The sequence below is a fragment of the Streptomyces sp. NPDC048650 genome (genome assembly GCF_043199095.1).
In the GTDB taxonomy this organism is placed as follows: domain Bacteria; phylum Actinomycetota; class Actinomycetes; order Streptomycetales; family Streptomycetaceae; genus Streptomyces.
Genome location: NZ_JBICVM010000001.1, coordinates 14841 through 40450 on the forward strand (window position 1 = coordinate 14841; position 25610 = coordinate 40450).

The 25610-nt window shown below is 70.9% G+C and carries 27 protein-coding genes; 10 read left to right on the plus strand and 17 right to left on the minus strand.

What is annotated here, in order from left to right; genetic code table 11:
- Positions 1–6: 6 nt before the first annotated feature.
- On the minus strand, positions 7–390 hold the full coding sequence (locus tag ACGFML_RS00080) for a metal-sensitive transcriptional regulator (RefSeq protein ID WP_393538286.1): 384 nt from the start codon (positions 388–390) through the stop codon (positions 7–9).
- 209 nt (positions 391–599) lie between these two features.
- Here ACGFML_RS00080 and ACGFML_RS00085 point away from each other — a divergent pair, with 209 nt between their 5' ends.
- Positions 600–1220: a DUF47 domain-containing protein gene (locus ACGFML_RS00085; protein WP_128509895.1), complete on the plus strand. Its 621-nt coding sequence runs from the start codon at positions 600–602 to the stop codon at positions 1218–1220.
- Positions 1221–1229: 9 nt separating this feature from the next.
- Positions 1230–2228 (plus strand): anion permease, encoded by a 999-nt coding sequence (locus tag ACGFML_RS00090; RefSeq protein ID WP_393538289.1) that lies wholly within the window; start codon positions 1230–1232, stop codon positions 2226–2228.
- 124 nt (positions 2229–2352) lie between these two features.
- Here the strand turns inward: ACGFML_RS00090 and pstB are convergent, their stop codons facing one another.
- From pstB to pstS, 4 genes are all read right to left on the minus strand, one after another.
- A complete protein-coding gene (gene pstB, locus ACGFML_RS00095) occupies positions 2353–3129 on the minus strand; it encodes a phosphate ABC transporter ATP-binding protein PstB (RefSeq protein WP_393538291.1) in 777 nt (258 codons plus the stop codon).
- A gap of 72 nt (positions 3130–3201) precedes the next feature.
- Positions 3202–4281 carry a phosphate ABC transporter permease PstA gene (gene pstA / locus ACGFML_RS00100; RefSeq protein ID WP_393538294.1) on the minus strand — a complete coding sequence of 360 codons (1080 nt, stop codon included), beginning with the start codon at positions 4279–4281 and terminating at the stop codon, positions 3202–3204.
- A complete protein-coding gene (gene pstC / locus ACGFML_RS00105) occupies positions 4278–5282 on the minus strand; it encodes a phosphate ABC transporter permease subunit PstC (RefSeq protein WP_393538296.1) in 1005 nt (334 codons plus the stop codon). Before pstC ends, pstA begins: the two co-directional genes overlap by 4 nt.
- A 95-nt stretch (positions 5283–5377) precedes the next feature.
- Positions 5378–6502: a phosphate ABC transporter substrate-binding protein PstS gene (pstS, locus tag ACGFML_RS00110; RefSeq protein ID WP_393538298.1), complete on the minus strand. Its 1125-nt coding sequence runs from the start codon at positions 6500–6502 to the stop codon at positions 5378–5380.
- Between the two features lie 568 nt (positions 6503–7070).
- Between pstS and ACGFML_RS00115 the strand changes: the two genes are divergently transcribed.
- Positions 7071–8234, plus strand: coding sequence for an NlpC/P60 family protein (locus tag ACGFML_RS00115; RefSeq protein ID WP_393538300.1), 1164 nt, complete (start codon positions 7071–7073; stop codon positions 8232–8234).
- Between the two features lie 379 nt (positions 8235–8613).
- Positions 8614–9993, plus strand: coding sequence for a PP2C family protein-serine/threonine phosphatase (locus tag ACGFML_RS00120; RefSeq protein ID WP_393538302.1), 1380 nt, complete (start codon positions 8614–8616; stop codon positions 9991–9993).
- Between the two features lie 10 nt (positions 9994–10003).
- Here the strand turns inward: ACGFML_RS00120 and ACGFML_RS00125 are convergent, their stop codons facing one another.
- From ACGFML_RS00125 to ACGFML_RS00140, 4 genes are all read right to left on the minus strand, one after another.
- A complete protein-coding gene (locus tag ACGFML_RS00125) occupies positions 10004–10348 on the minus strand; it encodes a DUF2516 family protein (RefSeq protein WP_393538303.1) in 345 nt (114 codons plus the stop codon).
- Positions 10349–10478: 130 nt separating this feature from the next.
- Complete coding sequence (locus ACGFML_RS00130) at positions 10479–11162, minus strand: hypothetical protein (RefSeq protein WP_393538305.1); 684 nt, start codon at positions 11160–11162, stop codon at positions 10479–10481.
- A 32-nt stretch (positions 11163–11194) separates the two neighbouring features.
- Positions 11195–11638: a helix-turn-helix domain-containing protein gene (locus ACGFML_RS00135; RefSeq protein ID WP_393538307.1), complete on the minus strand. Its 444-nt coding sequence runs from the start codon at positions 11636–11638 to the stop codon at positions 11195–11197.
- A 207-nt stretch (positions 11639–11845) separates the two neighbouring features.
- Entirely contained in the window at positions 11846–13324 is a 1479-nt protein-coding gene (locus tag ACGFML_RS00140; protein ID WP_393538309.1) for an MFS transporter, read from the minus strand.
- A gap of 556 nt (positions 13325–13880) precedes the next feature.
- On the opposite strand from ACGFML_RS00140, the gene ACGFML_RS00145 reads away from it, so the two are divergent.
- A complete protein-coding gene (locus ACGFML_RS00145; protein ID WP_393538311.1) occupies positions 13881–14777 on the plus strand; it encodes a LysR family transcriptional regulator in 897 nt (298 codons plus the stop codon).
- A 69-nt stretch (positions 14778–14846) separates the two neighbouring features.
- Here ACGFML_RS00145 and ACGFML_RS00150 read toward each other — a convergent pair whose 3' ends face one another.
- Entirely contained in the window at positions 14847–15635 is a 789-nt protein-coding gene (locus ACGFML_RS00150; RefSeq protein ID WP_393538313.1) for an SDR family oxidoreductase, read from the minus strand.
- A gap of 285 nt (positions 15636–15920) precedes the next feature.
- Here ACGFML_RS00150 and ACGFML_RS00155 point away from each other — a divergent pair, with 285 nt between their 5' ends.
- On the plus strand, positions 15921–16382 hold the full coding sequence (locus tag ACGFML_RS00155) for a hypothetical protein (RefSeq protein ID WP_393538315.1): 462 nt from the start codon (positions 15921–15923) through the stop codon (positions 16380–16382).
- Between the two features lie 122 nt (positions 16383–16504).
- Here the strand turns inward: ACGFML_RS00155 and ACGFML_RS00160 are convergent, their stop codons facing one another.
- Both ACGFML_RS00160 and ACGFML_RS00165 read right to left on the minus strand, forming a co-directional pair.
- Positions 16505–17929 (minus strand): MFS transporter, encoded by a 1425-nt coding sequence (locus tag ACGFML_RS00160; protein ID WP_393538317.1) that lies wholly within the window; start codon positions 17927–17929, stop codon positions 16505–16507.
- Positions 17926–18543 carry a TetR/AcrR family transcriptional regulator gene (locus ACGFML_RS00165; protein WP_393538319.1) on the minus strand — a complete coding sequence of 206 codons (618 nt, stop codon included), beginning with the start codon at positions 18541–18543 and terminating at the stop codon, positions 17926–17928. The genes ACGFML_RS00160 and ACGFML_RS00165 overlap by 4 nt, the downstream gene beginning before the upstream one ends.
- A 386-nt stretch (positions 18544–18929) precedes the next feature.
- Here ACGFML_RS00165 and ACGFML_RS00170 point away from each other — a divergent pair, with 386 nt between their 5' ends.
- Positions 18930–19484, plus strand: coding sequence for a DoxX family protein (locus tag ACGFML_RS00170; RefSeq protein ID WP_393538321.1), 555 nt, complete (start codon positions 18930–18932; stop codon positions 19482–19484).
- A gap of 130 nt (positions 19485–19614) precedes the next feature.
- On the opposite strand, the gene ACGFML_RS00175 is transcribed toward ACGFML_RS00170, so the two are convergent.
- Complete coding sequence (locus tag ACGFML_RS00175; protein WP_393538323.1) at positions 19615–20517, minus strand: putative protein N(5)-glutamine methyltransferase; 903 nt, start codon at positions 20515–20517, stop codon at positions 19615–19617.
- 481 nt (positions 20518–20998) lie between these two features.
- Between ACGFML_RS00175 and ACGFML_RS00180 the strand changes: the two genes are divergently transcribed.
- Positions 20999–21985 (plus strand): aldo/keto reductase, encoded by a 987-nt coding sequence (locus ACGFML_RS00180; RefSeq protein WP_393538324.1) that lies wholly within the window; start codon positions 20999–21001, stop codon positions 21983–21985.
- A gap of 44 nt (positions 21986–22029) precedes the next feature.
- Here the strand turns inward: ACGFML_RS00180 and ACGFML_RS00185 are convergent, their stop codons facing one another.
- Together ACGFML_RS00185 and ACGFML_RS00190 are read right to left on the minus strand one after the other, a co-directional pair.
- Positions 22030–22404 (minus strand): VOC family protein, encoded by a 375-nt coding sequence (locus ACGFML_RS00185; RefSeq protein ID WP_393538326.1) that lies wholly within the window; start codon positions 22402–22404, stop codon positions 22030–22032.
- Positions 22401–23009, minus strand: coding sequence for a TetR/AcrR family transcriptional regulator (locus ACGFML_RS00190; protein WP_393538328.1), 609 nt, complete (start codon positions 23007–23009; stop codon positions 22401–22403). Before ACGFML_RS00190 ends, ACGFML_RS00185 begins: the two co-directional genes overlap by 4 nt.
- A gap of 281 nt (positions 23010–23290) precedes the next feature.
- Here ACGFML_RS00190 and ACGFML_RS00195 point away from each other — a divergent pair, with 281 nt between their 5' ends.
- Both ACGFML_RS00195 and ACGFML_RS00200 read left to right on the plus strand, forming a co-directional pair.
- Positions 23291–23704 carry a VOC family protein gene (locus tag ACGFML_RS00195; RefSeq protein ID WP_393540309.1) on the plus strand — a complete coding sequence of 138 codons (414 nt, stop codon included), beginning with the start codon at positions 23291–23293 and terminating at the stop codon, positions 23702–23704.
- A gap of 177 nt (positions 23705–23881) precedes the next feature.
- On the plus strand, positions 23882–24463 hold the full coding sequence (locus tag ACGFML_RS00200) for a TetR/AcrR family transcriptional regulator (RefSeq protein WP_393538330.1): 582 nt from the start codon (positions 23882–23884) through the stop codon (positions 24461–24463).
- Between the two features lie 16 nt (positions 24464–24479).
- Here ACGFML_RS00200 and ACGFML_RS00205 read toward each other — a convergent pair whose 3' ends face one another.
- Together ACGFML_RS00205 and ACGFML_RS00210 are read right to left on the minus strand one after the other, a co-directional pair.
- A complete protein-coding gene (locus ACGFML_RS00205) occupies positions 24480–25046 on the minus strand; it encodes an NADPH-dependent FMN reductase (RefSeq protein ID WP_393538332.1) in 567 nt (188 codons plus the stop codon).
- A 111-nt stretch (positions 25047–25157) separates the two neighbouring features.
- The gene (locus tag ACGFML_RS00210; RefSeq protein WP_393538333.1) at positions 25158–25589 is read right to left on the minus strand and encodes an ankyrin repeat domain-containing protein; all 432 of its coding nucleotides are present in this window, start codon (positions 25587–25589) and stop codon (positions 25158–25160) included.
- Positions 25590–25610 lie beyond the last annotated feature (21 nt).

The window sequence follows — 25610 nt, forward strand, 5'->3', positions numbered from 1 at the left end:
CGCCGGTCAGGTGCGCAGCATCCGCTCGATGGCCTTGGTCGCTTCCTGGACCTTGGCGTCGATGGCCTCGGGGCCCTTGACGGCGGCGTCGGCGACGCAGTGCCGCAGATGCTCCTCGAGGAGCTGGAGGCCGAAGGACTGCAGGCCCTTCGTGCTCGCCGAGACCTGGGTGAGGATGTCGATGCAGTAGACGTCCTCCTCGAGCATCCGCTGCAGACCGCGGATCTGGCCCTCGATCCGGCGCAGCCGCTTGAGGTGGGCGTCCTTCTGTTTGGCGTAGCCGTGGATGCCGCGGTCGTGATCGGTCACCGCGCCAGGGTCGGTGCCCGGCTGGGGGGTGCGGGGGTCCGCGGCGGCTGCGGCGCTGCCGTCGGCGTCCGTGGTCGTCATGGCCGTCTCCCGTGGTATCTCGACGTTCCGTATACAGGCGATCCGTATACCCCTGGCGGGTATATTGTACCGAATTTTACGGGCACTGGAGGTACCCCGTGCAGAGCATGCTGCCCGATGGGCGACACTGAAGGAATGCCGGTTAGCTGTGGCTGGATGATGCGCCTAGCATCAACTCGACCGAATCCGATGCACCCCGAGGATTTCACGTGCGCTTTCGTCTGACCCCCAGGGAGACGAGCTTCTACGACATGTTCGCCGCCTCCGCGGACAACATCGTCACGGGCTCCAAGCTCCTGATGGAACTGCTCGGGGCCGACGCCTCCGCGCGGACAGAGATCGCCGAGAGGATGCGGGCGGCGGAGCACGCCGGGGACGACGCGACGCACGCGATCTTCCACCAGCTGAACTCGTCCTTCATCACGCCGTTCGACCGCGAGGACATCTACAACCTCGCCTCGTCGCTCGACGACATCATGGACTTCATGGAGGAGGCCGTCGATCTTGTCGTTCTGTACAAGGTCGAGGAGCTGCCCAAGGGCGTCGACCAGCAGATCGAGGTGCTGGCGCGGGCGGCGGAGCTGACCGCCGAGGCGATGCCGAACCTGCGGACGATGTCGAACCTCACCGAGTACTGGATCGAGGTCAACCGCTTGGAGAACCAGGCCGACCAGATCCACCGCAAGCTGCTCGCCCACCTCTTCAACGGCAAGTACGACGCCATCGAGGTGCTCAAGCTGAAGCAGATCGTGGACATCCTGGAAGAGGCGGCGGACGCGTTCGAGCACGTCGCCAACACGGTCGAGACCATCGCGGTCAAGGAGTCCTGAGCGCCGGCCATGGACACCTTCGCGCTCATCGTGACCATTGCGGTCGCGCTCGGTTTCACGTACACCAACGGCTTCCACGACTCGGCGAACGCCATCGCGACCTCGGTCTCGACGCGGGCGCTGACCCCGCGGGCGGCGCTCGCGATGGCCGCCGTGATGAATCTCGCCGGTGCCTTTCTGGGCAGCGGGGTCGCCAAGACGGTCAGTGAAGGACTGATCGCCACTCCCCAGGGCAACAAGGGGATGGGCATTCTCTTCGCCGCGCTGCTCGGCGCGGTCGTGTGGAACCTCGTCACCTGGTACTTCGGGCTTCCGTCGTCGTCCTCGCACGCGCTCTTCGGCGGCATGGTCGGTGCGGCGCTGGCGGGCGGCACCGAGGTGATCTGGACCGGGGTGGTCGAGAAGGTCGTCCTGCCGATGTTCATCTCGCCGGTCATCGGCCTGGTGCTCGGCTACCTCGTGATGGTCGCCATCCTCTGGATGTTCCGGAAGTCCAACCCGCACAAGGCCAAGCGTGGCTTCCGCATAGCGCAGACCGTCTCGGCCGCCGGTATGGCGCTCGGCCACGGTCTGCAGGACGCCCAGAAGACCATGGGTGTCGTGGTGATGGCCCTGGTCATCGCGGATGTCGAGGACGAGAACGACGCCATCCCGATCTGGGTCAAGCTGGCCTGCGCGCTCACTCTCTCGCTCGGCACGTACGCGGGCGGCTGGCGCATCATGCGGACGCTCGGGCGGCGGATCATCGAGCTGGACCCGCCGCAGGGCTTCGCGGCGGAGACCACGGCCGCCTCGGTCATGTACACCGCGTCCTTCATGTTCCAGGCGCCGATCTCCACGACGCATGTCATCACCTCCGCGATCATGGGCGTCGGCTCGACCAAGGGCTCGCGCGCGGTGCGCTGGGGCGTGGCCAAGAACATCGTGATGGGCTGGTTCATCACCATGCCGGCGGCGGCGGGAGTCGCGGCGCTGGCGTACTGGATCATTCAGCTCGCGTTCGCTTAGCGGACCGGGGCCGAGGCCCCGGCACGCAAATGGGCCCGCCCCCTCGGAGGGGGCGGGCCCTTCGTCATGCGGTGGCACCGCCATGCAGCACCGCAGGACGCTCGGGGGCGTCGGCCGGGTGGGCCTAGCCGAACCGGCCGGAGATGTAGTCCTCCGTGGCCTGCACCGACGGGTTGGAGAAGATCCGCTCGGTCTCGTCGATCTCGATCAGCTTGCCGGGCTTGCCGACGGCCGCGAGGTTGAAGAAGGCCGTACGGTCCGAGACGCGGGCGGCCTGCTGCATGTTGTGCGTCACGATGACGATCGTGAAGCGCTCCTTGAGCTCGCCGATCAGGTCCTCGATGGCGAGGGTGGAGATCGGGTCGAGGGCGGAGCAGGGCTCGTCCATGAGCAGGACCTGCGGCTCGACCGCGATGGCGCGGGCTATGCACAGACGCTGCTGCTGGCCGCCGGAGAGGCCGGAGCCGGGCTTGTTGAGGCGGTCCTTGACCTCGTTCCAGAGGTTGGCGCCCTTGAGGGACTTCTCGACGATGTCCTTGAGCTCGCTCTTCTTGTACGAGCCGTTCAGCCGCAGCCCGGCGGCGACGTTGTCGAAGATCGACATCGTGGGGAACGGGTTGGGGCGCTGGAAGACCATGCCGACGGTGCGGCGGACGGCGACCGGGTCGACGCCGGAGCCGTAGAGGTTCTCGTCGTCGAGCATCACCTTGCCCTCGACGCGACCCGAGGGGGTCACCTCGTGCATCCGGTTCAGGGTGCGCAGGAAGGTCGACTTGCCGCAGCCGGACGGGCCGATGAACGCGGTCACCGAGCGCGGCTCGACGGTCATGGAGATGTCGTCGATGGCCTTGTGGCTGCCGTAGTAGGCGGAGAGGCCGCTGACGTCGATTCGCTTGGCCATGGGATCACTGCTTCTTTCGGTGCTTCAGAGGGTCGCTGACAGGCCCCACTCGGCGGAGCCGAAAATGTCGCCTCAGCGACCGGTCTTGGGGGCCTTCCAGCGGGCGATGCCGCGGGCCACCAGATTGAGGATCATGACGAAGGCGATGAGGACCAGGGCCGCGGCCCAAGCGCGGTCGTAGGAGGCCTCGGAGCCCTGCTGCCACTGCTGGAACACATACAGCGGGAGTGACTGCTGGGCGCCTTCGAAGGGGTTGTTGTTGATCGTCTTCGCGCCCCACACCAGGAGCAGCACCGGGGCGGTCTCGCCGGCGATCCGGGCGATGGCGAGCATCACGCCGGTGGTGATGCCGCCGATGGAGGTGGGGAGGACGACCTTGAGGATCGTGCGCCACTTGGGGATGCCCAGGGCCAGGGACGCCTCGCGCAGCTCGTTCGGGACGAGCTTGAGCATCTCCTCGGTGGAGCGGACGACGACCGGCACCATCAGGATCGCCAGGGCCATCGCGCCGGCGAAGCCGGACGGGCCGAAGCCGAGGATCAGGATCCAGACGGAGAGGATGAACAGGCCGGCCACGATCGACGGGATGCCGGTCATCACGTCGACGAAGAAGGTGACGACCTTGGCGAGTCGGCCGCGCCCGTATTCGACGAGGTAGATCGCGGTGAGCAGGCCGAGCGGTGCGGCGATCAGGGTCGCCAGGCCCACCTGCTCCAGGGTGCCGATGATCGCGTGGTAGATCCCGCCGCCGGGCATCGCGTCCGGCAGGGTGCCCATGGAGTGGGAGAGGAAGTAGCCGTCCAGGACCGTGGAGCCGCGGGCGACGGTCTCCCACAGCAGGGAGGCGAGCGGGACGACGGCGAGCAGGAAGGCCATCCAGACCATGGAGGTGGCCAGCCGGTCCTTGGCCTGCCGGCCGCCTTCGACGGCCGCGGCCAGCGCGTACGTACCGAGGACGAACAGCAGGGCGGCGATCAGGCCCCACTGGATCGTGCTGTCCAGCCCGGCGGCCAGGCCGATGCCGCAGCCCGCGCCGGCCGCGACGAGCGCGAGCACCGGCGGGGTCCAGCGGGGCAGCCGGGCCTGCTTGAGGGAGACGGTGAGGGGGGCGCCGTCACTGGCGACCGGTGTGCGGTCAGTCATCACACTCATGCGGCGGCTCCCGAGTACTCCTTGCGGCGGGCGATGATCAGGCGGGCCGCACCGTTGACGAGCAGCGTGATCACGAAGAGGACGAGGCCGGACGAGATCAGGGCGTCCTGGCCGAAGGTGTCGGCCTCGCTGAACTTGCTGGCGATGTTCTGGGCGAACGTGCCGCCGCCCGGATCCAGCAGGCTGCTGCCGATCAGGAAGCTGGGGGAGAGCACCGTGGCGACGGCCATCGTCTCGCCGAGCGCGCGGCCCAGGCCCAGCATGGAAGCGCTGATCACACCGGAGCGGCCGAAGGGGAGCACCGACATCCGGATGACTTCCCAGCGGGTGGCGCCGAGGGCGAGGGCGGCCTCCTCGTGCATCTTCGGCGCCTGGAGGAAGACCTCGCGGCTGACGCTGGTCACGATCGGCAGGATCATGATCGCGAGCAGGATGCCGACGGTGAACAGGGAGCGGGCGGCCCCGTCGCTGTAGCTGAAGATCCCGGTCCAGCCGAGGTAGTCGTCCAGCCAGCCGTAGAGGCCGCTCAGATGCGGTACGAGGAACAGCGCGCCCCACAGGCCGTAGACGATGCTGGGCACCGCGGCGAGCAGGTCGATGACGTAGCCGAGCGGCGAGGAGAGCCTGCGCGGGGCGTAGTGCGAGATGAAGAGCGCGATGCCGACCGCGACGGGGACGGCGATGAGCATCGCGATCACGGAGCTGACGACCGTGCCGAAGGCCAGGACGGCGATGCCGAACTTCGGCTCCGCGCCGGTGGCGTTCCAGTCGAGGCTGGTGAAGAAGTCGGCCTTGTCGCCGGAGACGGCGAGCACGGACCGGTAGGTGAGGAAGGCGGCGATGGCCGCCATGATCACCAGGAGGGCGATGCCGGAGCCGCGGGAGAGCCCGAGGAAGATCCGGTCACCGGGACGGACCGCCTTGCCGGATATGGAGGCGATGTCGTCGCTCCCCGATTGCGGTGGTGGCGGCGTGTCGGTGCGGGTGGCTGCTGAGTTCATGGTTTCTCCGGTCTGCGGAGCCGGCGAGGGCCCCTGGCGCGGCGGTGCACCGGACGGGCGGCGGCCTCCCGTGGGGGAGGCCGCCGCCCGGAAGGTCAGGAGAGCGTGGCGACGGTCTTGCGGACCTTGTCGGCGATCTCGGTGGGCAGCGGGGCGTAACCGAGGGCCTTGAGGGCGCTCTGGCCGTCCTTGCTGGAGACGTAGGTCAGGAAGGACTTGGTGGCGGGCAGGGTCTCGGCCTTGTTGCCCTTGTCGCAGGCGATCTCGTACGTCACCAGGGTGATCGGGTACGCGCCTTCGGCCTTGGAGGTGTAGTTCAGCTTCAGGGCGAGGTCGTCGCCCTGACCGGCCGGCTTGGCCTCCGAGATGGCCTTGGAGGCGTTGCCGACGGTGGCGTCGACCGGGGCCTTGGCGCCGGTGTCCAGCTTGGCCGTCGGGATCTTGCCGGCGGTGGCGTAGGACAGCTCGAAGTACGAGATCGCGCCGCTGGTCTGCTTGACCTGGGAGGAGACGCCGGCCGAGCCGGAGGCCGCCTGGCCGCCGGTGCCTTCCCACTTCTTGGCGGGCTCGTGCTTCCAGTCACCGGGGGCGGCGCCCTTGAGGTACTTGGTGAAGTTGTCGGTCGTACCCGAGTCGTCGGAGCGGTGGAACGCCTGGATCTTGAGGTCCGGCAGCTTGGCGCCCGGGTTCAGCTTCTTGATGGCGGCGTCGTTCCACTTGGTGATCTTCGAGTCGAAGATCTTCGCCAGGGTCGGGGCGTCCAGGACGAGGTTGTCGGCGCCGGGGACGTTGTAGCCGACCGCGATCGGGCCGCCGACCATCGGGAGGTCGATCGCCTGGCCGCCCTTGCAGACCTTCTTCGACTTCGCGATCTCCTCGGGCTTGAGCGCCGAGTCGGAGCCCGCGAAGGCGGTCTGGCCCTGGAGGAAGGTGGTGACGCCCGCGCCGGAGCCGGTCGGCTGGTAGTTGATCTCGGTGCCCTTGCAGGCACCGGCGTAGTTCTGGACCCAGACGTCCATGGCGTTCTTCTGCGCGGACGAGCCGGACGCGAGCAGCTTGCCCTTGCCCCCGCACTTGATGTTCGCGGTCTTGGCGGCGCCGGCGCCGCCGCCGGCGGCGCTGGTGTCGTCGGAGCCGCACGCGGTCAGGGCCAGGGCACCGGAGACGGCGAGAGCGCCAACGGCGAGGGCGCGAACCCGGTTCTTGCGCTGAAGCTTCACTGTCGAGAGTTCCTTCCTGGGGCGCGCCGCTGCGTTCGGCGTGCGGGGTTGTTCTTCGGGTGGGGTGGCCGCCGCTCTTGTCGCGCCGGCCGGCCGGGCCGCGCTTGCCATCGGGGCGTGGAACGGGCTCGGCACGGCCGAAAGTAGGCAGATCAGGTGAAGCGGCCGATGGAGGGGAGTGAACGCAGGGTGAACCTCGGCCGTCAGGTGGGTGTGGGTGACGCGGCTGCTGCGGACGGTGAAATAGCCGGTGAGCGGCACGAAACGGCCGGTCGGTCGGCTTGGTGCGGAGGTGGCTGATGGGGCAGAGCGGCTGTCTGGTGTGAGGGGTGCCAGAGGTGCGCAGGGGGTGCCCGGAACCGGGTGAGGGGCTCGCGCGTCTGAGGGGCTGAGGACGCCCCCGGTGCGTGCCGGTGCGGCCCGCCGTACCGCCGGACACCGTCGGACGGCCTCCTGGGGGGCGGCGGTGCGCGAAACGGCCCGTCGCTCTGTTGAATTACCGGCCGGTATGGCAGCATCCGCGCCTAGGCGAGGACACGAATCGGTGCGGAACGACCGGAGGTGACTGGTGGGGAGCCAGGGGGCACGGCAGGGCGTTCGGGGCGTACGGGACAGCTGGGGTCGTGGAGTGGTGCGGGGCGGCCGGGTCGTGGCGTGCACGGCCGTGGTCCTGTGCGTGACGGGACTGCTCGGCGGCACGGCGACCGCGGCGTACGCGGATCCGAAGGTGCGGGAGGAACGCGCGGCGGACGCCGTGTCCGCGGAGGCGTCGCTCAAGCACCTCCAGGACGTACGCAAGAAGATCGACGATCTCTACCGCAAGGCGGAGAAGGCCACCGACGCCTACAACGGCGCCAAGGAACAGGTCGAGCTCCAGCAGAAGGAGATCGTCAAGCTGGCCCGGACCATCGACCGCACCCAACACCGGCTCGCCGCCCTCAAGCGCCAGGCGGGCGCGCTGGCCAGCGCCCAGTACCGCGGCGGCGGAATGCCCTCCGAGGCCAAGCTGATCCTCGGTGCCGACTCCGGAGCCTTTCTCGACAACGCCACCCTGGTCCGTAAGGCGCAGCAGGCGACCAAGGGCGTGATATCCCAACTTTCGCAGACCAAGGGGCAGTTGGAGGACTACTCGGCCGCCGCGACGGATCGCTGGGAGCGGCTGGAGGAGAACCGCAAAAAGAAGGAAAGCGCGCGTCGGGACATCAAGAAAAAGATCGACGCGGCGAAGAAAATCGAATCCCGGCTGGCCGCCGACGAAAAGGATCGGCTGCAGAAGCTGGAGGACGATCAGGCGTTCCTGGAGCAACAGAAATGGCTTGACTCCGGGGTGTTGAAGGAGATCGACAACAAGGCGTCCCGCTTCGGCAAAAAGGCGATCGCATTCGCCACTGCGCAGATCGGCAAGGACTATGTCTGGGGTGCCGAAGGGCCGGACACCTTCGACTGCTCGGGGCTGACCCTGCGTGCCTGGCAGGCCGGCGGCACGACGATTCCGCGGACGTCGCAGGAGCAGTGGCGGCAGTTGCACCGGGTCGCGATCAAGGACATGCGGCCGGGCGACCTGATCATTTACTTCTCGGACGCCAGCCACGTGGGGATGTACATCGGGAAGGGCGCGATCGTGCACGCCCCGCGGCCGGGCCGGCAGGTGACGATCACCGGGGCCGGGTCGATGCCGATCCTCGGCGTCGTCCGGCCGGACGACGAGCCGGACCGTGCGGCCGGCCGATAGCCCGTCCGCCGCCTTCCCGCCGACTCCCCTTCCCGCCGACTCCCCGTCCGGTGACCCGGGTCACCGATGAATGACCGGATTGATCGGTATCGATCGGTTAACGGTGGGTAACCCCTAACGGTCAGGATTCGGTCAGCAGGGGTGATGTTCGTCATTCCGCTTTCCTCCCGCACCGCGCCAAACCGCAGATGAGATGGCGCATATGACAATGGCCGATTGCCGTCGGCCATTCCGTACCGCTCGGTACTGACGCTATGGTCGCCTCTCGGTGCCCGGTAGCGCCTCGCTCGTATGACCGACGAGCGGAGCGGGGTCGGGCACGGTGGCGCGCCACTCGGCGCGCGCCTTGCACCCTCGGGGGGAGGGAAGGAACAGAGGAATGCCCGTACCCGTACCGCAGCAGCGGACGGCCGTGCTGCCGCACCAGGCGGGACCGGTGGACGACGTCTGCGCGGCTGCCGCGCACCCGCCCGTCGCACCGGTGGCGGGGGATGCCTCCTTCCAGGACGCGGTCGCCCCGGTGCCTGCCGACGAGCCGTCCACCGATCACGAGGCGCTGCCCCAGGGGCTGACCCTCCTGCTCATCGGCGAGGACCCCAACAGTCACGTCCCCGACATGTGGGACTGGGCGGGCCGCAAGGTCCGCCTGCGCACCGCCCGCAACCTCACCGAGGCCGCGCGGCTGCTCACCGACGACGTGCACTGCATCCTGCTCGACCTGGCCCCGCCCGAGGACATCGAGCGCGACGCGGCCGACTGCCCCGGTGACGAGCTCGGCGCGCTGCGTGAGGTGCTGCGGATGGCGCCCGCGCAGGCCGTGCTGGTGCTCACCTCCGAGACCGACGCGGAGCGGGCCGCCGACGCGGTACGCGTCGGCGCCCAGGACTATCTCTTCCGCGACGAGCTGGACGGCGCCGTGCTCAGCCGCGCCGTCCGCTACGCCGTCGAGCGCAAACGCGCCGATCTCGCCCAGCGCCAGCTGACCGAGTCGCGGATGCTCGCCCAGGAGAACGCCCGGCTGGAGCGGGGGCTGCTGCCCACGCCGCTGCTCGACGGCTCCGACCTGCGGTTCGCCGCCTGCTACCGCCCCGGCCGCAGCCGCGCGCTGCTCGGCGGGGACTTCTACGACACCGTCCGCACCCCGGACGGCACCGTCCACGCGATGATCGGCGACGTGTGCGGCCACGGCCCCGACGAGGCCGCCCTCGGCGTCGAACTGCGCATCGCCTGGCGGGCGTTGACCTTCGCCGGGCTGTGCGGGGACGAGCTCCTCTCCACTCTCCAGAAGGTGCTGGAGCACGAGCGCTCCGACGACGAGATCTTCGCGACCCTGTGCACCGTCGACATATCGCCCGACGGCCGCCACGCGGGCCTGTGCCTGGCCGGCCACCCCGCCCCCCTGCTGGCCCGCGCCGGGCTGCCGCCGCGGCTGCTGCCGTACGAGTGCGGCGGACCGGCCCTCGGCCTGCTGCCGCATGCCCGCTGGCCCCGCCGCCGGGTGGAGCTGGGCGGCTCCTGGAGCCTGATGATGTACACCGACGGCCTGATCGAGGGCCGGATCGGCGAGGGCAACCGGCGACTGGGCCAGGACGGCATGACCGACCTGGTCGGCCGCCGGATGGCGACCGGCCTGCGGGGCGAGGAGCTGCTGGACGCGACGGTGCGCGAGGTGCGCGATCTGAACGGCGGCGAGCTCACGGACGATGTGGCCGTGCTGCTGCTGGACCGGCGCTGGCCCGCCCAGGAGGGGCCGGCCTGAGGGGCGGCGGTTACCGTCCGCCGTTGTACGGCCCGTACGGGCCGTCCGAGCTGGAGCCGCCGCGGCGTGGGCCGCGACCGTCGCCCGAGACCTGGCGCAGCGCCGGCCGGACGTCGACGGTGTAGACGATCACGGCGATGATGCCGAGGAGCGGCAGGAAGGCCTCGAAGGGCATCAGGAAGAGCAGCGCCGTGGCCAGCACGAGGAAAATCAGCCACATGCCTTTGTTCTGCTTGTCGGCCGCGCGATAGGCGTCCTCGCGCCGCAGCGCGGCATCGACCAGCATCACGGCGGCGTACACGCCCAGGGCGAGCTGCACCCAGCCGAAGAGGTCCTGGAACCCGTAGTACAGCACGCCTTCATCACCCGTTCGCTCTGTCGGTCACGCTTCTGTACGGCCCTGCGCGGGCCACCGTACCCAAACAACGGGCCGGGCACCCGAAGTGTGCCCGGCCCCGACCTCGCTCAGCGCAAGGTGACGGACGTCACTTGGCGGCCGGCGGGGTGGTCTTCTTCGCCGGGGCCGCCGGCTTGCGCGCCGGCGGCGGGGTCTTCTTGGCCGTGGCCGGCTTGCTGTCGACGGTCTTCGCGCCGTTGGGCTTCGCGCCGTTCGCCGTCCCGGACGGCTTGGCCTCGGCCTTGCGCGGGCTGCTGTTGTTCACCGTCGAGCGCGACGACGGCTGCGACTGCGGCTTGGCGGCCGGCTGCGACTGCGGCTTCGTGGTCGACTCCGGCTCGATCGCCACCGCGAGCTCCTCGACGTGGTCGGCGGTCTGCCCGCGCCAGGTCTGCACCGCGCCGCGGCCCCGCTCGGCCAGCTCGTCGTACGTCTCGCGCGCCCGCACGGCGACCTCGGCGGCCCGGCCCACGCCCTGCAGCGCGATCTCCTGCGCCTGGTCGCGGAACTTCTTCAGGTCGCCGTCCAGCGAGCCCAGCAGCTCGTTCAGCTTGTCCTGTGCGTCCTTGGCCTGCTTGGTGAAGCGGTCCTGGACGTCCTTCGGGTCGGTGGCCCGCACCGACTCGAAGCGCTTGGGAGCCTCGACACGGATCTTCTCGACGAGGGTCGGCACCTCGCCGAGCTTCTCGGCGGCCAGGTCGGCGGCACCGGCGAGGGCGTACAGCGGGGTCGCGTCGGTGACGGTCTTGCGGAGGTCATCGGTGATGGCCATGACGTTCTTCCTCCTGGAAACGATTCGGTTGCTCAGGTGGCGTGCGGGCCGCCGTCGGCCTCAGACTCCGGGGAGTCCGAACCACGCCCGTTCTCCTGCCCGTTCGCAGGGCCCGCCGCGCTGCCCCCGAGTCCGTTCTCCTTGCGGAAGGACTCGTAGATCTGCAGCAGGACCTGCTTCTGCTTCTCGTTCAGCGCCGGGTCGGTGCGTATCGCGGTCTGCACTTCGACACCGTCCAGACCCTGGCGCTCGTCGAGGATCCCGGCCTGTACGTACAGCGTCTCGGCGGAAATGCGCAGCGCCTTGGCCAGCTGCTGCAGGATCTCCGCACTCGGCTTGCGCAAGCCGCGCTCGATCTGGCTGAGATACGGGTTGGACACCCCCGCGGCATCCGCGAGCTGCCGCAGACTCAGCTGCGCCGTGCGCCGCTGGTCCCGCAGGAACTCACCGAGATTGCCGACGTTGAGTGATGCCATGACTCCATGGTGCACGCCCGTGCTAACTATTGCAAGCAAGCGCTAGCAAAAGTGGGGGTGTGTCGGCGGGCCGTCCGTCACTGCCCCTGCCATCAGCTTCGTGTGGCCAGGTCGTCGATCAGGGGAGGCACTCCGGACCCGGGAATCAACCGAGGGGCGAGGGGCGGCGGCGCCCGGGGTGCAGGCACCGCCGCCATGTGAAGTTGCTCAGTCGGCCTGGTTGGTGGCGTGCTTGGGCAGGCAGAACATCAGGGCCCACATCAGGGCGAGGAGGGCGCCGTCCCACCACAGCACGTTGACGAAGGCGTCGCGGTGGAGTCCGGCGTCGGGTGAGCCGCCGGTGGTGGCGAAGAACACGAGGGCGGTCAGCGCGGTGCCGAGGGCGATGCCCAGGTGCATGGCGGTGTTGAACAGGCCCGAGGCGGCCCCGGCGTCCTCGTGCGGGACGCGGGCCAGCGACAGGTCGGCGAGCGGGCCGCCGACCATGCCGAGGCCGAAGCCGATCAGTACCACCGGAGCGGTCATTGCCGCGAGGGTCAGGTCTCCCCGACCTCCGTCGGCCCGGAGTCCGTAGGCGGCCATCGCGGCGAGCGCGATGAGGGCTCCGGCCTGGGGCAACCGGCGGGCGAAGCGCCCGCCGCTCCTCGCCGCGACCGTCGCACCGGCCAGCTCTCCCACGGAGAGCAGCACGAAGGCCAGGGCCGCGTGGAAGGGGCTCATGCCCAGGCCGCGCTGGAGGTAGAGGGTCCAGGTCATGAAGAACAGCCCGCACAGCAGGCCGAGCATCAGCTGCGCGGACACTCCACCGGAGAACGGCCGCCCCTGGAAGAGGGACAGGGGGACGAGGGGTGCGTTGTCCTGCTTGCACTTCTGGTGGCGCAGGAAGACACCGAGGACGATGAAGCCGGCGGCGAGCAGGGCGAAGCACCACAGCGGCCAGTGATGAAGGTGGCCCTCGGTGAGCGGGAGGACGATCAGGACGACGGCCAGTGCGGACAACAGCATGCCGGTGAGGTCGAGCCGGTCGGCCTTCCGGACGGTCGACTCGGGGATGAACCGGCGTCCCAGGAGGAACACGGCGAGGCCGACGGGCACGTTGACCAGGAAGATCGGCCGCCAGGACAGCCCGAACAGGTCGGCCTCGGTGAGCAGGCCGCCCATCACCGGGCCCAGGACGTTGGCGAGAGAGAGGACGGCCCCGTAGAGGCCGAACGCTGTGCTGCGGTTCTGCCCCTCGAAGGCGACATGGAGGGTGGCCAGGACCTGCGGGATCATCAGGGCCACTCCCACGCCCTGAAGCACACGGGCGCCGATCAGCACGCCCGGCCCGGCAGCGAGGCCGCACAGCAGCGAGGCCGTGGTGAACACGACGGTGCCGATGAGGAGGATCCTGCGTCGGCCGAAGATGTCGCCGAGGCGTCCGCCGGTGATCAGCCCGACGGCGACGGGCAGTGAATAGCCGGTGGTCAGCCACTGCACCGCGGCCGGTCCGGCGTCGGTCGACTCCTGGATCGCGGGCAGCGCGGTCAGAACGACCGACTGGTCGAGCATGTTCAGGAGCTCGGCGCCCAGCAGCACCAAGAGAGCGATCCAGGCCGCCGACGCCGGCTTCGGGTGGTGCGGTGCTGGGTGGTTCGGGGGCTGGGTGGTGTGCTGCGGCTCGTTGCCGAGCGCGGAGGAAGACACGACGGGAACTCCTGATCCAAAGGAATCGGGGAGCCCTGCCGACAGCCGCACCGGGGCCGGAAAACGCCGCACCCGGGGCAGACGGCAGAGCTGCACCCGGGAAAGAAAACTGCGGGGAAGGGTGACGCAACTCAGGCCGGCGCGACGTCCGCCCCCGAACACGTGCGACACAACAGCACGCGGGGAACGCGGACGACTACATGGCCTGGGAAATAGGACGTCACCTCAAGATCGACACAGCAGGAACGGAACAGGAAGTCTGTTGCTGCCGCCGATGTCTCCGGCGTGGCAACTTGTCCACGCTACGACACTTCCAGCCCTTGCCGCACACGAGATAGTGCGTCCGCCCCCATCCGGCCGGGGCCGATTCGGCGCTACCGCCGCCTACGAGGGTCGGATCGAGCACGACGGGTGTCGCATGTGCAGGGCGTCTGCCGGGAGCAGACCGGCGCCGGCCGTGTCCGCGGGAATCTCCGCCGGTCGAACCCGGTTACCTGCTCTTGCCACGATGACAACGGGGGACCACGGTCCCCCACAGGGGAGGGAGTGGGCGCCGATGAGTCTTCGTCAGTTCGAGTACGCCCTGGCCGTTGCCGAGGAGGGCTCGGTGACGGCGGCGGCGGAGCTGCTGCACGTCGCTCAACCGTCGGTGTCCCAGCAGATCCGCGGCCTGGAGCGGGAGCTCGGGGTGGAACTGTTCGCGCGCACGCCGACCGGACTGGTGCCCACCGTGGTCGGCCGCGCGTTCCTGCGGGAGGCGGAGGTTGCGGTGAGCGCGTCGCGGCGGGCGAGGGCGACGGCGCGGGCGGGTGCCGACGAGCTGGTGGGCGAGCTGGTGGTCTCGGTGCAGATGGGCTTTGGCACGCGGCAGTTGCCGGGCGCGCTGGGTGCGCTGCGCCGCCGCTTCCCGCGGCTGGAGGTCACCGTCTTCGAGGAGCCGAGCTCCGCCGAGCTGGAGCGGCTGGGACGCCGGGGCATATTGGACCTCGCACTGATGGCGGCGTGCGAGCGGAGTCCCGCCGACGCCCACCGCCTCGGCGACGAGGAGTTCGTCGTGGTGCTGGGCGCCGGGCACCGGCAGCTCGCCGCGGACCGGGTCGAGCTGCGCGAACTGGACGGGGAGCCGTGGGTGAGGTTCGACCGCGACAGCGCGCTCGACGGCGTGCTGCTGAATGTGCTGCGGGACAACGATCTGACCCCGACCACGGCCGCCCGCGTGTCCCAGACGGCGACGGCCGTGCGCTGGGCCGCCCACGGGCTGGGGGTGACGCTGGTCCCGGCCTCCGCGGTGCCCCACGGTCACGAGCACCTCGTGCGCCCGGTGTTCCCGGTCGTGTCCCAGCCCGTCATCGCCGTGGTCCGGCACGGCGCGGGTCCGGCGGAGACGGCCCTGCTCGAACTCCTGCGTCAGGAGAACTGGTCCGGGTCCGCTTCCTTCTCACCGGTGTCCTGACGGCCGGAAAGGAAGCGGGCGCCGCTGAATTCCTTCTGTCGAAACCGGCGTTCCGGAATGCCGTCGGGGTCAACCTCTGGGGAATTCGCCGCCGTCCACGACGAGATTGCTTCCGGTCAGCCAGCTCGCCCGGTCGGACACGAGGAACAGCACCGCGTGGGCGATGTCGTCGGGCTGACCGTCGCGCCCCAGCGGCACGGTGGCGTTGGCGTCGGTCTGGCCCGGCGCCGCGTCCATGCGCGCGGCTACCTCCGCCCACTGTTCCCGCGTTGCTTCGCCGCCGGGGGTGGCGACTCTGCCGGGAGTCACGGTGTTGACCCGGATGCCGAACGGGGCCAGTTCCGAGGCCAGTCCCCGGCTGTAGTTCTCCAGCGCGGCCTTCGCCGCCGTGTAGTGCAGGAACGGTCCTACCGGGGTGCGGACCGCGGCCGAGGAGACGTGCACGATCATCCCCGAACGCCGTTCCCGCATCCCCGGTACCAGCAGCGAGTCCAGCCGCACCGACGCCAGGTAGTTCAGGTCCAGCGCGTCCTGCCACTCCTCGTCGGGGATGGCCGAAGCGCCCTCGTGCGGCCGCGCCCCACCTGCGTTGTGGACCAGGATGTCCACCCCGCCGAGCACCTCCTGCGCGGCCGCGGCGAGTGCCTCCGCTCCAGCCCGTGTCCGCACGTCGGCCTGGACGAAGGCGGCCCCCTCCGGCACCGTGCTCGTCGCCGACCTGGCGGTCGTGAGCACCTCGGCGCCGGCGTCGAGGAGTTGGCGCACGACGGCCGCCCCGATTCCGCGAGAACCGCCTGTGACCAGGGCCCGTCTTCCTGCGAGTTCTCGCGCTCCCGATCCGTTCTCCAACGTGGTCATGCCACTTGTCCTCTCGATCGCGTGGTGGTCCGCTCGACGGAAGAAGGATCGACGTGCGCAGAGCGCGAATCCTCGGAGAATCACGGTGAGCACCTCGTCGAGCTGTTTCACCGTACGTACGGAGAAGAATGAGGGGCAAAGACGAAATGTCGGCACGTGCTATAGGGAATTCCTATGGCATCCCGGGCCCCTCCGCCAGTGAGAACCCGTCCTCCTGACGGCCGGAGGCCGCCCCGCGCCGCCCTCGCTCAGGGAGGTCACTTCCCGCTTCGTAACCTGATTCCCATGACGGCACCGAGCACCTTCGTCCATCCCTGCTGGGGTCTTCAGGTTCATTGGTGGGCCGTGGACCCGTCCGGGCAGGTGGGTCTGTTCTCCTCCGCCTTCGGGCCCGTTCCGACCGCCGCCCATACCCACGAGGCGACCATGCACGAGGCGACCGTCCAGGCGCGAGCGCGGCACCCCGAGTGGTTCGACTGGATCTGTCATGACGATCCCGACGAGTGCCCCGAGACGCACTGCCCGGTCACGCCGGACTACGGGCCCTACCTGTTCACCTGGGACGAAGAGACCGACGACCGGTACACGCGTTTCGGCATCCCGAAGCGGCCGCTGCTCGTTTCCGAACTGCCGGGGCGGCCGGCAGCGGCCGCCCGGCTCGTCGAGGTCGGCTTCCGCTTCGAGCGGGTCGTCAGGGTCGACCTGAGCTATCCCGAGGGACGGGAGCTCCTGTCGGGCAGCGCATAGGGCCGTAAGGGGACACCGGACCGGCCCGGCGGCGTCCGCCCGAGCTGATCCCACCCCGGACACCGCGGTTCTCCGCTGCCGAGCGGGCAGCGGGCAGCGGGAGCTCGTCCGTCCCTCTCGTGTCACTCGTGGCGGCGGTCCGGGCGGCCGGGGAGTCCGACGGCGAGCAGTGCGCCGGCGGCGGCGACGGCGGTCAGGACGGTGAGCGTGGTGGTCATGGCCGGACCGAAGTCCCCGGCGGTCCAGTGGGGGCTCGCGCCGACCGGTGCGGTGAGGGTGAGCAGCATGGTCGCCGTGGCGACGCCCAGTGCCGGTCCGACGTTCATCGCTGTCTGCTGGAGCCCGCCGGCCACCCCGGCGTGGGCCGCCGGGGCGTGGCGGACGATGACGGCCGTCGCGGTGACCATCACCGTGCCGAATCCGGCACCCAGCAGGAGGAAGCCGCCGCTGATCGCCGCCGTCGCCGACGACTGGTCGCAGCGGGAGAGCAGCAGGACGCCGAGTGCGAGGACGGTCATCGCCGCCGCGGTCGTCCGGCGGGAGCCGTACCGGCGCTGGAGCACGGCGGAGGCGGGCGCGCTCAGCACCATCGACGCGGCCAGCGGCAGTACGCGCAGCGCGCTCTGGAGGGGGTCGAGGGCGAGGACGTCCTGGAGGAAGTAGGTGCCGACGAACAGGGCGCCGAACATCGATGCCGAAGCGGCGAGGAGGACGGCGAGGGCCGAGGCGACGGTTGGGGAGCCGAGGACGTCCGGTGGTACCAGTGGGCTCGCGGTGCGCCGTTCGTGGCGGACGAAGGCGATGCCGGCGACGGCCGTCGCGGCGAGTCCCCAGGCGGTCGACGCCGTCCAGCCGGCGGTCGGAATGCCGACCAGGGTGTGCACCAGGCACACCAGGGACGTCGCGAGCAGGCAGGCGCCCGGCAGGTCCAGCCGGGTGGTGGTGGCCGCCGCGGGCCTCGGTATGCGTACCAGCAGGGCCGGTACGCCGATGAGGAGTGCGGGGCCGACGTTGAGGAAGAAGACGGACCGCCAGCCCAGGTGGGTGGTGAGCGCGCCGCCGACGACCGGTCCGGCGGCGGCAGCCAGCCCGATGGCACTGGTGCGCAGCGCGATGGGCATGCCGAGCTCGTCGGGCGGGTACGCGGCGCGCAACATCCCCAGGGTGGCCGGCTGGAGCAGCGCGCCGAAGACTCCCTGGACGATCCGCAGGCCGATCACCCAGCCGACACCGGACGCCAGGCCGATCCCCGCCGAGGCGGCGCCGAAGCCCAGCAGGCCGACGGCGAAGATCCGTTGGTGGCCGTACCGGTCCCCGAGCCGGCCCGCGAAGACGAGCAGGGCGGCCACGGCGATCAGGTAGCCGGTGCTGGTCCACTGGACCTGGACGAAGGAGGCGTGCAGGTCCTGTTGGAGGGTGGGCTGGGCGACGGTCAGCACGGTGCCGTCGAGGGCGACGACGACCGCCCCGATGATGCTGCCGGTGAGGGTGAGCCGCCGGTGGCGCGAAGGCCGGTGACTGCTCGCCGGGCGCGTGGTCGCGCTCACCGGGCCGGCGGCCCGAGGTGCGCGTCGAGCGCGGCGCACAGCAGCGGTTCGACGTCGTGGGCCCCCGTCGCGAGGGTGAGGCTGCCCCAGCCCCACAGCTGGGCGATGCCGTGCAGATTTCCCCAGAGCGCGCCCGCGGCCACCGCCGGCGCCACGTCCGACTGCGGCCGGGCGCGGGTGACGAGCCCGACGAGGACGTCGAAGAGCGGCAGGCTGGTCTCGCGCAGGCCGAGCTGATTGCTCTCCAGCAGGTCGTGACGGAACATCAGCTCGTACATGCCGCGGTGGGTGAGGGCGAAGTCGAGGTAGGTGCGCGCCAGCGTGTGGAGTTGGGCACGCGGCGACGTGTCGCCGGTGGCACCGTCCAGTGCCGCGGCGGCCCTGTCGGCCAGGTCGGCGAAGCCGCGCCGCGCGATGGCGGACAGCAGGGACAGGTGGGTCGGGAAATGGCGCCGTGGCGCCCCGTGGGAGACGCCGGCCCGGCGGGCGATCTCGCGCAGCGTCAGCGCCTGGATCCCCTCTCGGGTGACGAGCTCGACGCCGACGTCCACCAGGCGGGTGCGCAGGCCCACGTCCTGATCGTCGCTTCCGGGGGCCGGTGCGGGTGGCTGCATAGACACTGTCTACCACCGTCGAGTAGACGGTGTCTACGGACGGCGGTGGGCGACGTCCACCGCTTCCGCGCACTCCCGCGCCCTGCGGGCGGCGTGAGACGCTGGAAGGAGGGAATGGCGATCGAGCGCCCTGAGCCGACTTCTTTCCGGCAAGGACGACCGGCGGCCCGGCCGGACCGGTGCGAGAGCCCGGGGCCGACGCACACACGGCGGCGGCACAACGGCCGGTCTCCGCCCGGTGGCGTCCTGGCCGTCCGACGGCACGGCGGTGGCCTTCCGCGCCTCGTGCGCGAGCGGATGCCGCACGGCCGAACATCCCGATCCGCCGGTTCCTTGAGCGGCCGGTCGGCTCCGCCCGGGGAGTCCGGTGCGGAAGCGAGCTCCCGATGAAACCCGCCGCCGAGCGACCGCGCGCCTCACCCCCGCCCACGTCCGACACTCGGGCGCGGATGCCGGTGTCCGCCGGTGATTGCGGTCTGCTCCTCATCAGGATCACCATCGGCCTGCTGATGGCCGGCCACGGCGCCCAGAAGCTCTTCGGGATCTTCGACGGTCTCGGACTCGGCGCCACCGGCAAAGGATTCGCCGCGCTCGGCTACCACCCCGGAAGGGTCTACGCGGCGGTGGCCGGCATTTCCGAGCTGCTCGGCGGTCTCGGGCTGGCCCTGGGGCTGCTGACTCCGCTGGCGGCCGCCGCGCTGATCGGCGTGATGATCAATGCCATGGTGACCGTCACCGCGGCACACGGCCTGTGGGCGAACACCGGTGGCATGGAATACAACGTGACCATCGCGGCCATCGCCCTGGCCATCGCCGCCATCGGCCCCGGCCGGCTCGCCCTGGACCATCCCTTCCGCTGGGGCAAGGGCGGCTGGCGGGAAGCCGCCGTCGCGCTCTTCCTCGGCGGCATCGGCGCCGCCGTGGTGCTGCTGCTGACCTAGGGTCTGTCCGACCGCCCGGCCCGACGGGACTTCGGACTCGCCTGCCCGGGTGAGTGAGTTCGAAGCCCAGGGGGTTTGTCGACGTCCCGCCCGGCTCGTGGGGCATCGCCCGGTGGTGCCCGCGTCCGCTCTACGGCCGGCGGGCTCCGCCGTCGCCGATGGGCCGCGTGCCGATGACCACCGTGGCGTACCACTCGTCGGAGACCGCGACCCGGGGGACCAGGCCGCCGCGGGCGAAGGCGTCGACGGCCCGTTCGGCCTGGCGCTCGCTGGTCTCGACGAGCAGATGGCCGCCGGGGGCCAGCCAGCGCGGCGCCGAGGCCGTGACCCGGCGCAGTACGTCGAGCCCGTCCGCCCCGCCGTCGAGCGCCACCATCGGCTCGTGGTCGCGGGCCTCGGCGGGGAGCAGGCCGACCTCCTCGGTCGGCACGTACGGGACGTTGGCGACCAGGATGTCGATACGGCCCCGGAGCCCGTCGGGCAGCGGCGCGAAGAGGTCGCCCTCGTACACCTCGCCACCGGCGGCGGCGACATTGCGGCGGGCGCAGCGCACCGCCGCGGGCTCGATGTCGGCCGCGTGCAGCTCGACGCGGTCCAGGGCCGCGGCCAGTGCGGTGCCCACCGCGCCGGAGCCGCAGCACAGGTCGACGACGCGGGTACGGTCCGGGGCGGGCCGGGCGGCCCGGCGGCCCAGGGCGACGGCCCGCCCGACGAGGAATTCGGTGCGGCGGCGGGGCACGAACACCCCTTCGTCCACGGCCACCCGGAGGCCGTGGAACTCCGCCCAGCCGACGATGTGTTCCAGCGGATGGCCGAGGACCCGCCGGTCCACCATGGCGGCGAGTTCTGCGGGGGTGCGAGCCGCCGCGACGAGCAACTCGGCCTCGTCCTCGGCGAAGACGCATCCGGCGGCGCGGAGCGTGGCTGTGACGGCGGGACGGGAAAGGGCCGGTACGACCGCAGGTGAGGGCCCGGCGGATGTCACGCGGATCGGGTGGGGGGAGGAGCTGGGTGACGAACGGTGGAACGGCATATGGGGCGGTGAGCCTTTCGGGACGCCGATCAGCGCTCCGGGTCACCTCTGCCGGGCGGTCACCTGGATCCGGCGGACCGTACGGAGTGAGACGGGAGCACCTGCCTGGTCTGGCGGGGAATCGGTCTCACCTCCTGGGTCGGTCCGTGCAGGAAAGGGCAACGATACCCGAGGCCGGCCGGGGCGGCACGGGGTGCGCACGCGCGGCCGCGGCCGGACCGCCGCGGCCGGACCGCCGGGGCCGCGCCGCGAGGGAGCCGCGCCGAGCACCCCCGTCGGCGCGAACCCCCGCGTCTCCACCGCCGTTCGGGCGTCCGGATCGAGGTGCCCCACAAGCGGCGTGCACAGCATCCGAGTTCGGGTCCCGCGGTCACCGCGACTGGCCGGTGTTGACTTCAAGTGCGCTCCAACTCCTACCGTCTGGGACGGGATCACGGGGAACGCCCGGTTCCTCGACGGATCGGTGCCAGGAGGCAGCAGCATGACGAACACTCCCACGCGTCACCTCGGTGAGCTGACGGTTTCCGCGCAGGGGCTCGGCTGCATGGGGATGAGCCACGGCTACGGGGACTCGGACGACGCGCAGTCGATCGCGACCATCAACAGGGCGCTCGACCTCGGGGTGAGCCTGCTGGACACCTCCGACTTCTACGGTGCGGGACACAACGAGGAACTGATCGGGCGGGCCGTCGCCGGGCGGCGCGACGAGGTGGTGCTGGCCACCAAGTTCGGTTTCGCCAACCGCCTCGGCGAGCCGGCCGCCATCCGCGGCGATGCCGCATATGTGCGGCAGGCCAGCGACGCCTCGCTGCGCCGACTCGGCGTCGACCACATCGACCTCTACTACCAGCACCGTGTCGACCCCGATGTGCCGATCGAGGAGACCGTCGGCGCGATGGCCGAACTCGTCGCGGCCGGCAAGGTGCGGCACCTGGGGCTGTCCGAGGCGGGCGCGGAGACGGTCCGGCGGGCGCACGCGGTGCATCCGATCGCCGCGCTGCAGAGCGAGTGGTCGCTGTGGACCCGCGATCTGGAGGCCGAGATCGCCCCGGTCTGCCGCGAGCTCGGCATCGGCCTGGTGCCGTTCTCGCCGCTCGGCCGAGGCTTCCTGACCGGGCGTTACACCTCGGTGGAGGGCCTGCCGGAGTCCGATCTGCGCCGGACCCAGCCGCGCTTCGCCGACGGCAACCTGGAGCAGAACCTGGCCATCGTGGACAAGCTGAACGAGCTGGCCGTCACGAAGGGCGTCACCGCCGGACAGCTTGCGCTGGCCTGGGTGCAGCACCGCGGGAACGACGTGGTGCCGATCCCGGGCACCCGCCGGCAGAAGTACCTGGAGGAGAACCTCGGGGCGCTGGCCGTGGAGCTGTCCCCCGAGGAACTCGCCGCGATCGACGCCGCCGCCCCGGCCGGCCGGATCGCCGGCACCCGCTACGACGAGGTGAGCCTGACGTTCGTGGGGCGGTGACGCGGGCCCGGTCACGCCGGGGGCCGTTCACCCCGCGGGCCCGGTCACGCCGCGGACATCACCTCGTAGAGGTTGTGGGCGTCGTCGGTGAAGAAGAGGCCGCGGGCGCACAGCGGGTGGTCGGTTCGTCCGTTGTCCGGCTCGGTGGGGTGGCTGCCGTACGGTATGCCCGCCTCCTGGATACGGGCGAGGATGGCGTCGAACGTCTCGGGATCGACGTCGAAGGCCAGATGGTGGCCCTCGGGGTCCGCTGCGGCCATGAAGTCGAGGGTGAGCGTGGCGTTCACGCGGACGGGCGCGAAGTGCCCTTCGCGGCCCGCCGGCGGGAGTGCCTCGAGCCCCATGACCGTCGCGAAGTACCGGGCCGCGGCCCGGGGATCGACGGCCGGGACGATGGTGTGGTGGAGGCTGACGGTCATCGAGCGCTCCCTGGACGGTCGAGGGTGCCGTGCAGCAGTACGGCGATGAGCTCCTCGGGCGACAGCGGGGCATCGGCCTCGGCCACCGGGGTCTGCATCCGGGTGAAGAGGAGACCGAGGAAAGCGGCGGCGACCTTCCCGGGCGGCAGGCGCAAGGCGTCCTCGTCGGGCTCGATCAGCTCCATGACGCCGTGGCGCAGGGCGGCGAGGGATTGCGCCCGGCTGTCCTGCGGAGGCCGGTCGGCCGGGCGGGTGGGGGTGCTCGCTTCCCGGCCGCGGCGGTGACCGGAGGCGTGCAGCGAGCCGACGACGGCGCCCACCCGCTCCAGATGGGCGCGCAGGGCCTCGGCCGCCTCGGTCAGCCGTATCTCCAGCGGCTCGGAAAGGTCGATGGAGGCGAGCTCGCGCAGAACGTGGTCCGTGCCGACCGCCTGTGCGACGCAGGCGTCCAGCACCTCGTCCTTGTCCTTGAACGCCCGGAAGATCGTGGCCTCCCCGATCCCGGCCGCGCGTGCGATCTGGCTGGTGGTGACGGCGGCGCCGTACTCCGCCACCAGCGGCAGCGCGGCCGTCACGATCATCACCCGGCGCTGGTCGATGCTCATGCCGGGGGCCCGCCGGCGCGGGGCGGCCGACGGAGCGTCCTGCCGTACCGGCTCGCCCGACCCGCCGCGCTCGCCCGGCGTTCCCGGCGTCCCCGGCGTTCCCGGCGTTCCTGAAGTGTGTGGCGTTCCTGAAGTGTGTGGCGTCATGACATCCACGGTACGGAGTGAGTGCTCACTCCGTAGGGCCTTTTTCGGCCGACGTATCCGGACGCAAGCACGTCCCGTGCCCCGTATCTAGACTTTTGTCTGCTGTGACGAAGGAAGGGCGACGCATCATGGTCATGGACTGGAAGCTCGAACTGGTGCCGGTTCCGGTGTCCGACATCGACCGGGCGAAGCGCTTCTACAACGAGCAGATGGGTTTCGTCGTCGATCACGACACCCGCGTCGGCGACGACGTGCGCGTCGTGCAGCTGACGCCGCCCGGGTCGGGCTGTTCCATCGTCATCGCCGCGGGCACCGGCGTGACGACGTCGCAGCCGGGGACCGTGCAGGGGCTGCAGATCGTCGTCCCCGACCTCGCGGCGGCCCGTGCCCAGCTGGTGGAGCGCGGGGTGGCGGCCGGCCCCGTGCAGCATGTGGAGGGCGGGGAGATGGCGGACGGCCCCGGCGAGCCGTGGAACTCCTTCGTCTACTTCAGCGATCCGGACGGCAACGGCTGGGCGTTGCAGGAGCGGCCGGCCGCGAGGGCATAGGACCTTTCGAGTGCGGGGGCGCAGGGCCTTTCGGGTGCTGTTCGGACGGGTCGGTGACGCGGCCGGCCGGGGTGTGGCCGCCGATTCGGGGGTCGTGGACGGTGCACGCGGAGGCCGCCCGTCGCTCGACGTGGTGACAAGGGGTTTCCGGGAAACGGGAGAGGGGAGGACGTTCGGATGGTGGGTAATCCTGAGCAGCGCACGGCCCTGGTGGACGCCGCGATCGAGGTGTTGGCGCGGGACGGTGCGCGGGGGCTGACCTTCCGGGCCGTCGACGCGGCCGCGGCGGTGCCGGAGGGCACCACCGCCGACTACTTCTCCAGCCGCGACGACCTGCTCGCCCAGGTCACCGGGCGTATCCACCGGAGCATCGCCCCCGACCCGGACGAGTTCACCGCCGCGATGGACCAGCCCCCGAGCCGGGAGCTGGTGGCCGAGATGATGCGCTGGATCAACCGCCGGGCGACGGAGAGCCGCACCGGCTATCTGGCGATGCTGGAGCTGCGCCTGGAGGCGACCCGGCGGCCCGAGCTTCGTGCGGAGCTGACCCGGGTCATCCGCGAGACGCTCGACGAGGACATCCGCTGCCACCTGGAGGGCGGGCTGCCGGGCGACCGCACCGCCGTCACGCTGATCTATCTCGCGATGACCGGGCTGATGCTGGAGCAGCTCACACTGCCGGGCGTGGTGCCGGCCGAGGGGACGGAAGAGCTGATCTCCGCCCTCGTCGACCGGACGATCGGCCCGGAGGGCGAGTAGCCGGCAGGCCGGGTGGTCACGCCGCGTAGGGCCGCGCGAGCCGGGCCTGCCGGAGGGCCGTCGCCCACCAGGACAGCTGCCGGAGCAGGGCGTCCGCGGCCCGTGCCGCGGGAGCCGGATCGTGCAGCTCGCCCCGGTCGTCGAAGAGCTGGCCGGCGAGCGCGAAGCTGACCGTCTCGCGCACCGTGGTCGCGTGCAACTCGGCGAAGACCAGGCGGAGTTGCTCGACGGCGCGGAGCCCGCCCGAGATCCCCCCGTACGAGACGAAGCCCACCGGCTTGGCCTGCCACTGGGGGCGCAGCAGGTCGATGGCGTGCTTGAGCGGGGCCGGGAAGGAGTGGTTGTACTCCGGGGTGATCACGACGAACGCATCCGCCTCGTCGACCCGCTTCGCGAAGGCGGCGTACGCCTCGGTGTCGGGGCGCAGCTCGTACGGGCGGACGGCGTCCAGGTCGATGACGTCGACGTCGATGTGGGCGTGGGACTCGGCGTGCCGGGTGAACCAGTTCGCGATGACGGGCGCGAACCGGCCCTCCCGGGTGCTGCCGACGATCACGGCCAGGGTGTGGCGCTGCTCGGACATGGGGGCCCTTCGTTGCGGGAGTGCGCTGCGGGGCAGCGCGCGCGGCGGTGCTGCCGTCAGGGCCCCGACGCTAGAACCTCAAGCAATCTTGAGGTCAAGCGTTTCGTGGCGTCACTGCTCGCCGAACAGCTCCAGCAGCTCCTTCTTCTCGAACATCCGGGCCGTCTCCACCGCCGACGGCGTCCCCGCCGCCGGGTCCGCGCCGTGTGCGACCAGGGCCTTGATGACCTCGTCCTCCCCCTTGAAGACCGCGCCGGCCAGCGGCGTCTGGCCCCGGTCGTTGGGACGGTCGGCGTCGGCGCCGCGCTGCAGCAGCGCCTCCACGGTGTCCGCGTGGCCGTGGTAGGCGGCCAGCATCACCAGGGAGTCGCCCTTGTCGTTCGTCAGGTTGGCGGGCACGCCCGCGTCCACGTACGCGGCGACGGTGTCGGTGTCACCGTGCCGCGCCAGGTCGAACACCTTGGCCGCGAGCTGCAGCACCTCGGGGTCGTGCGCGTGCTCGATCGCCTCGGGCCCCTGCGGCTCGGAATTCGCGTCGCTCATGGTCGCCGGCCTCCTGTTGTG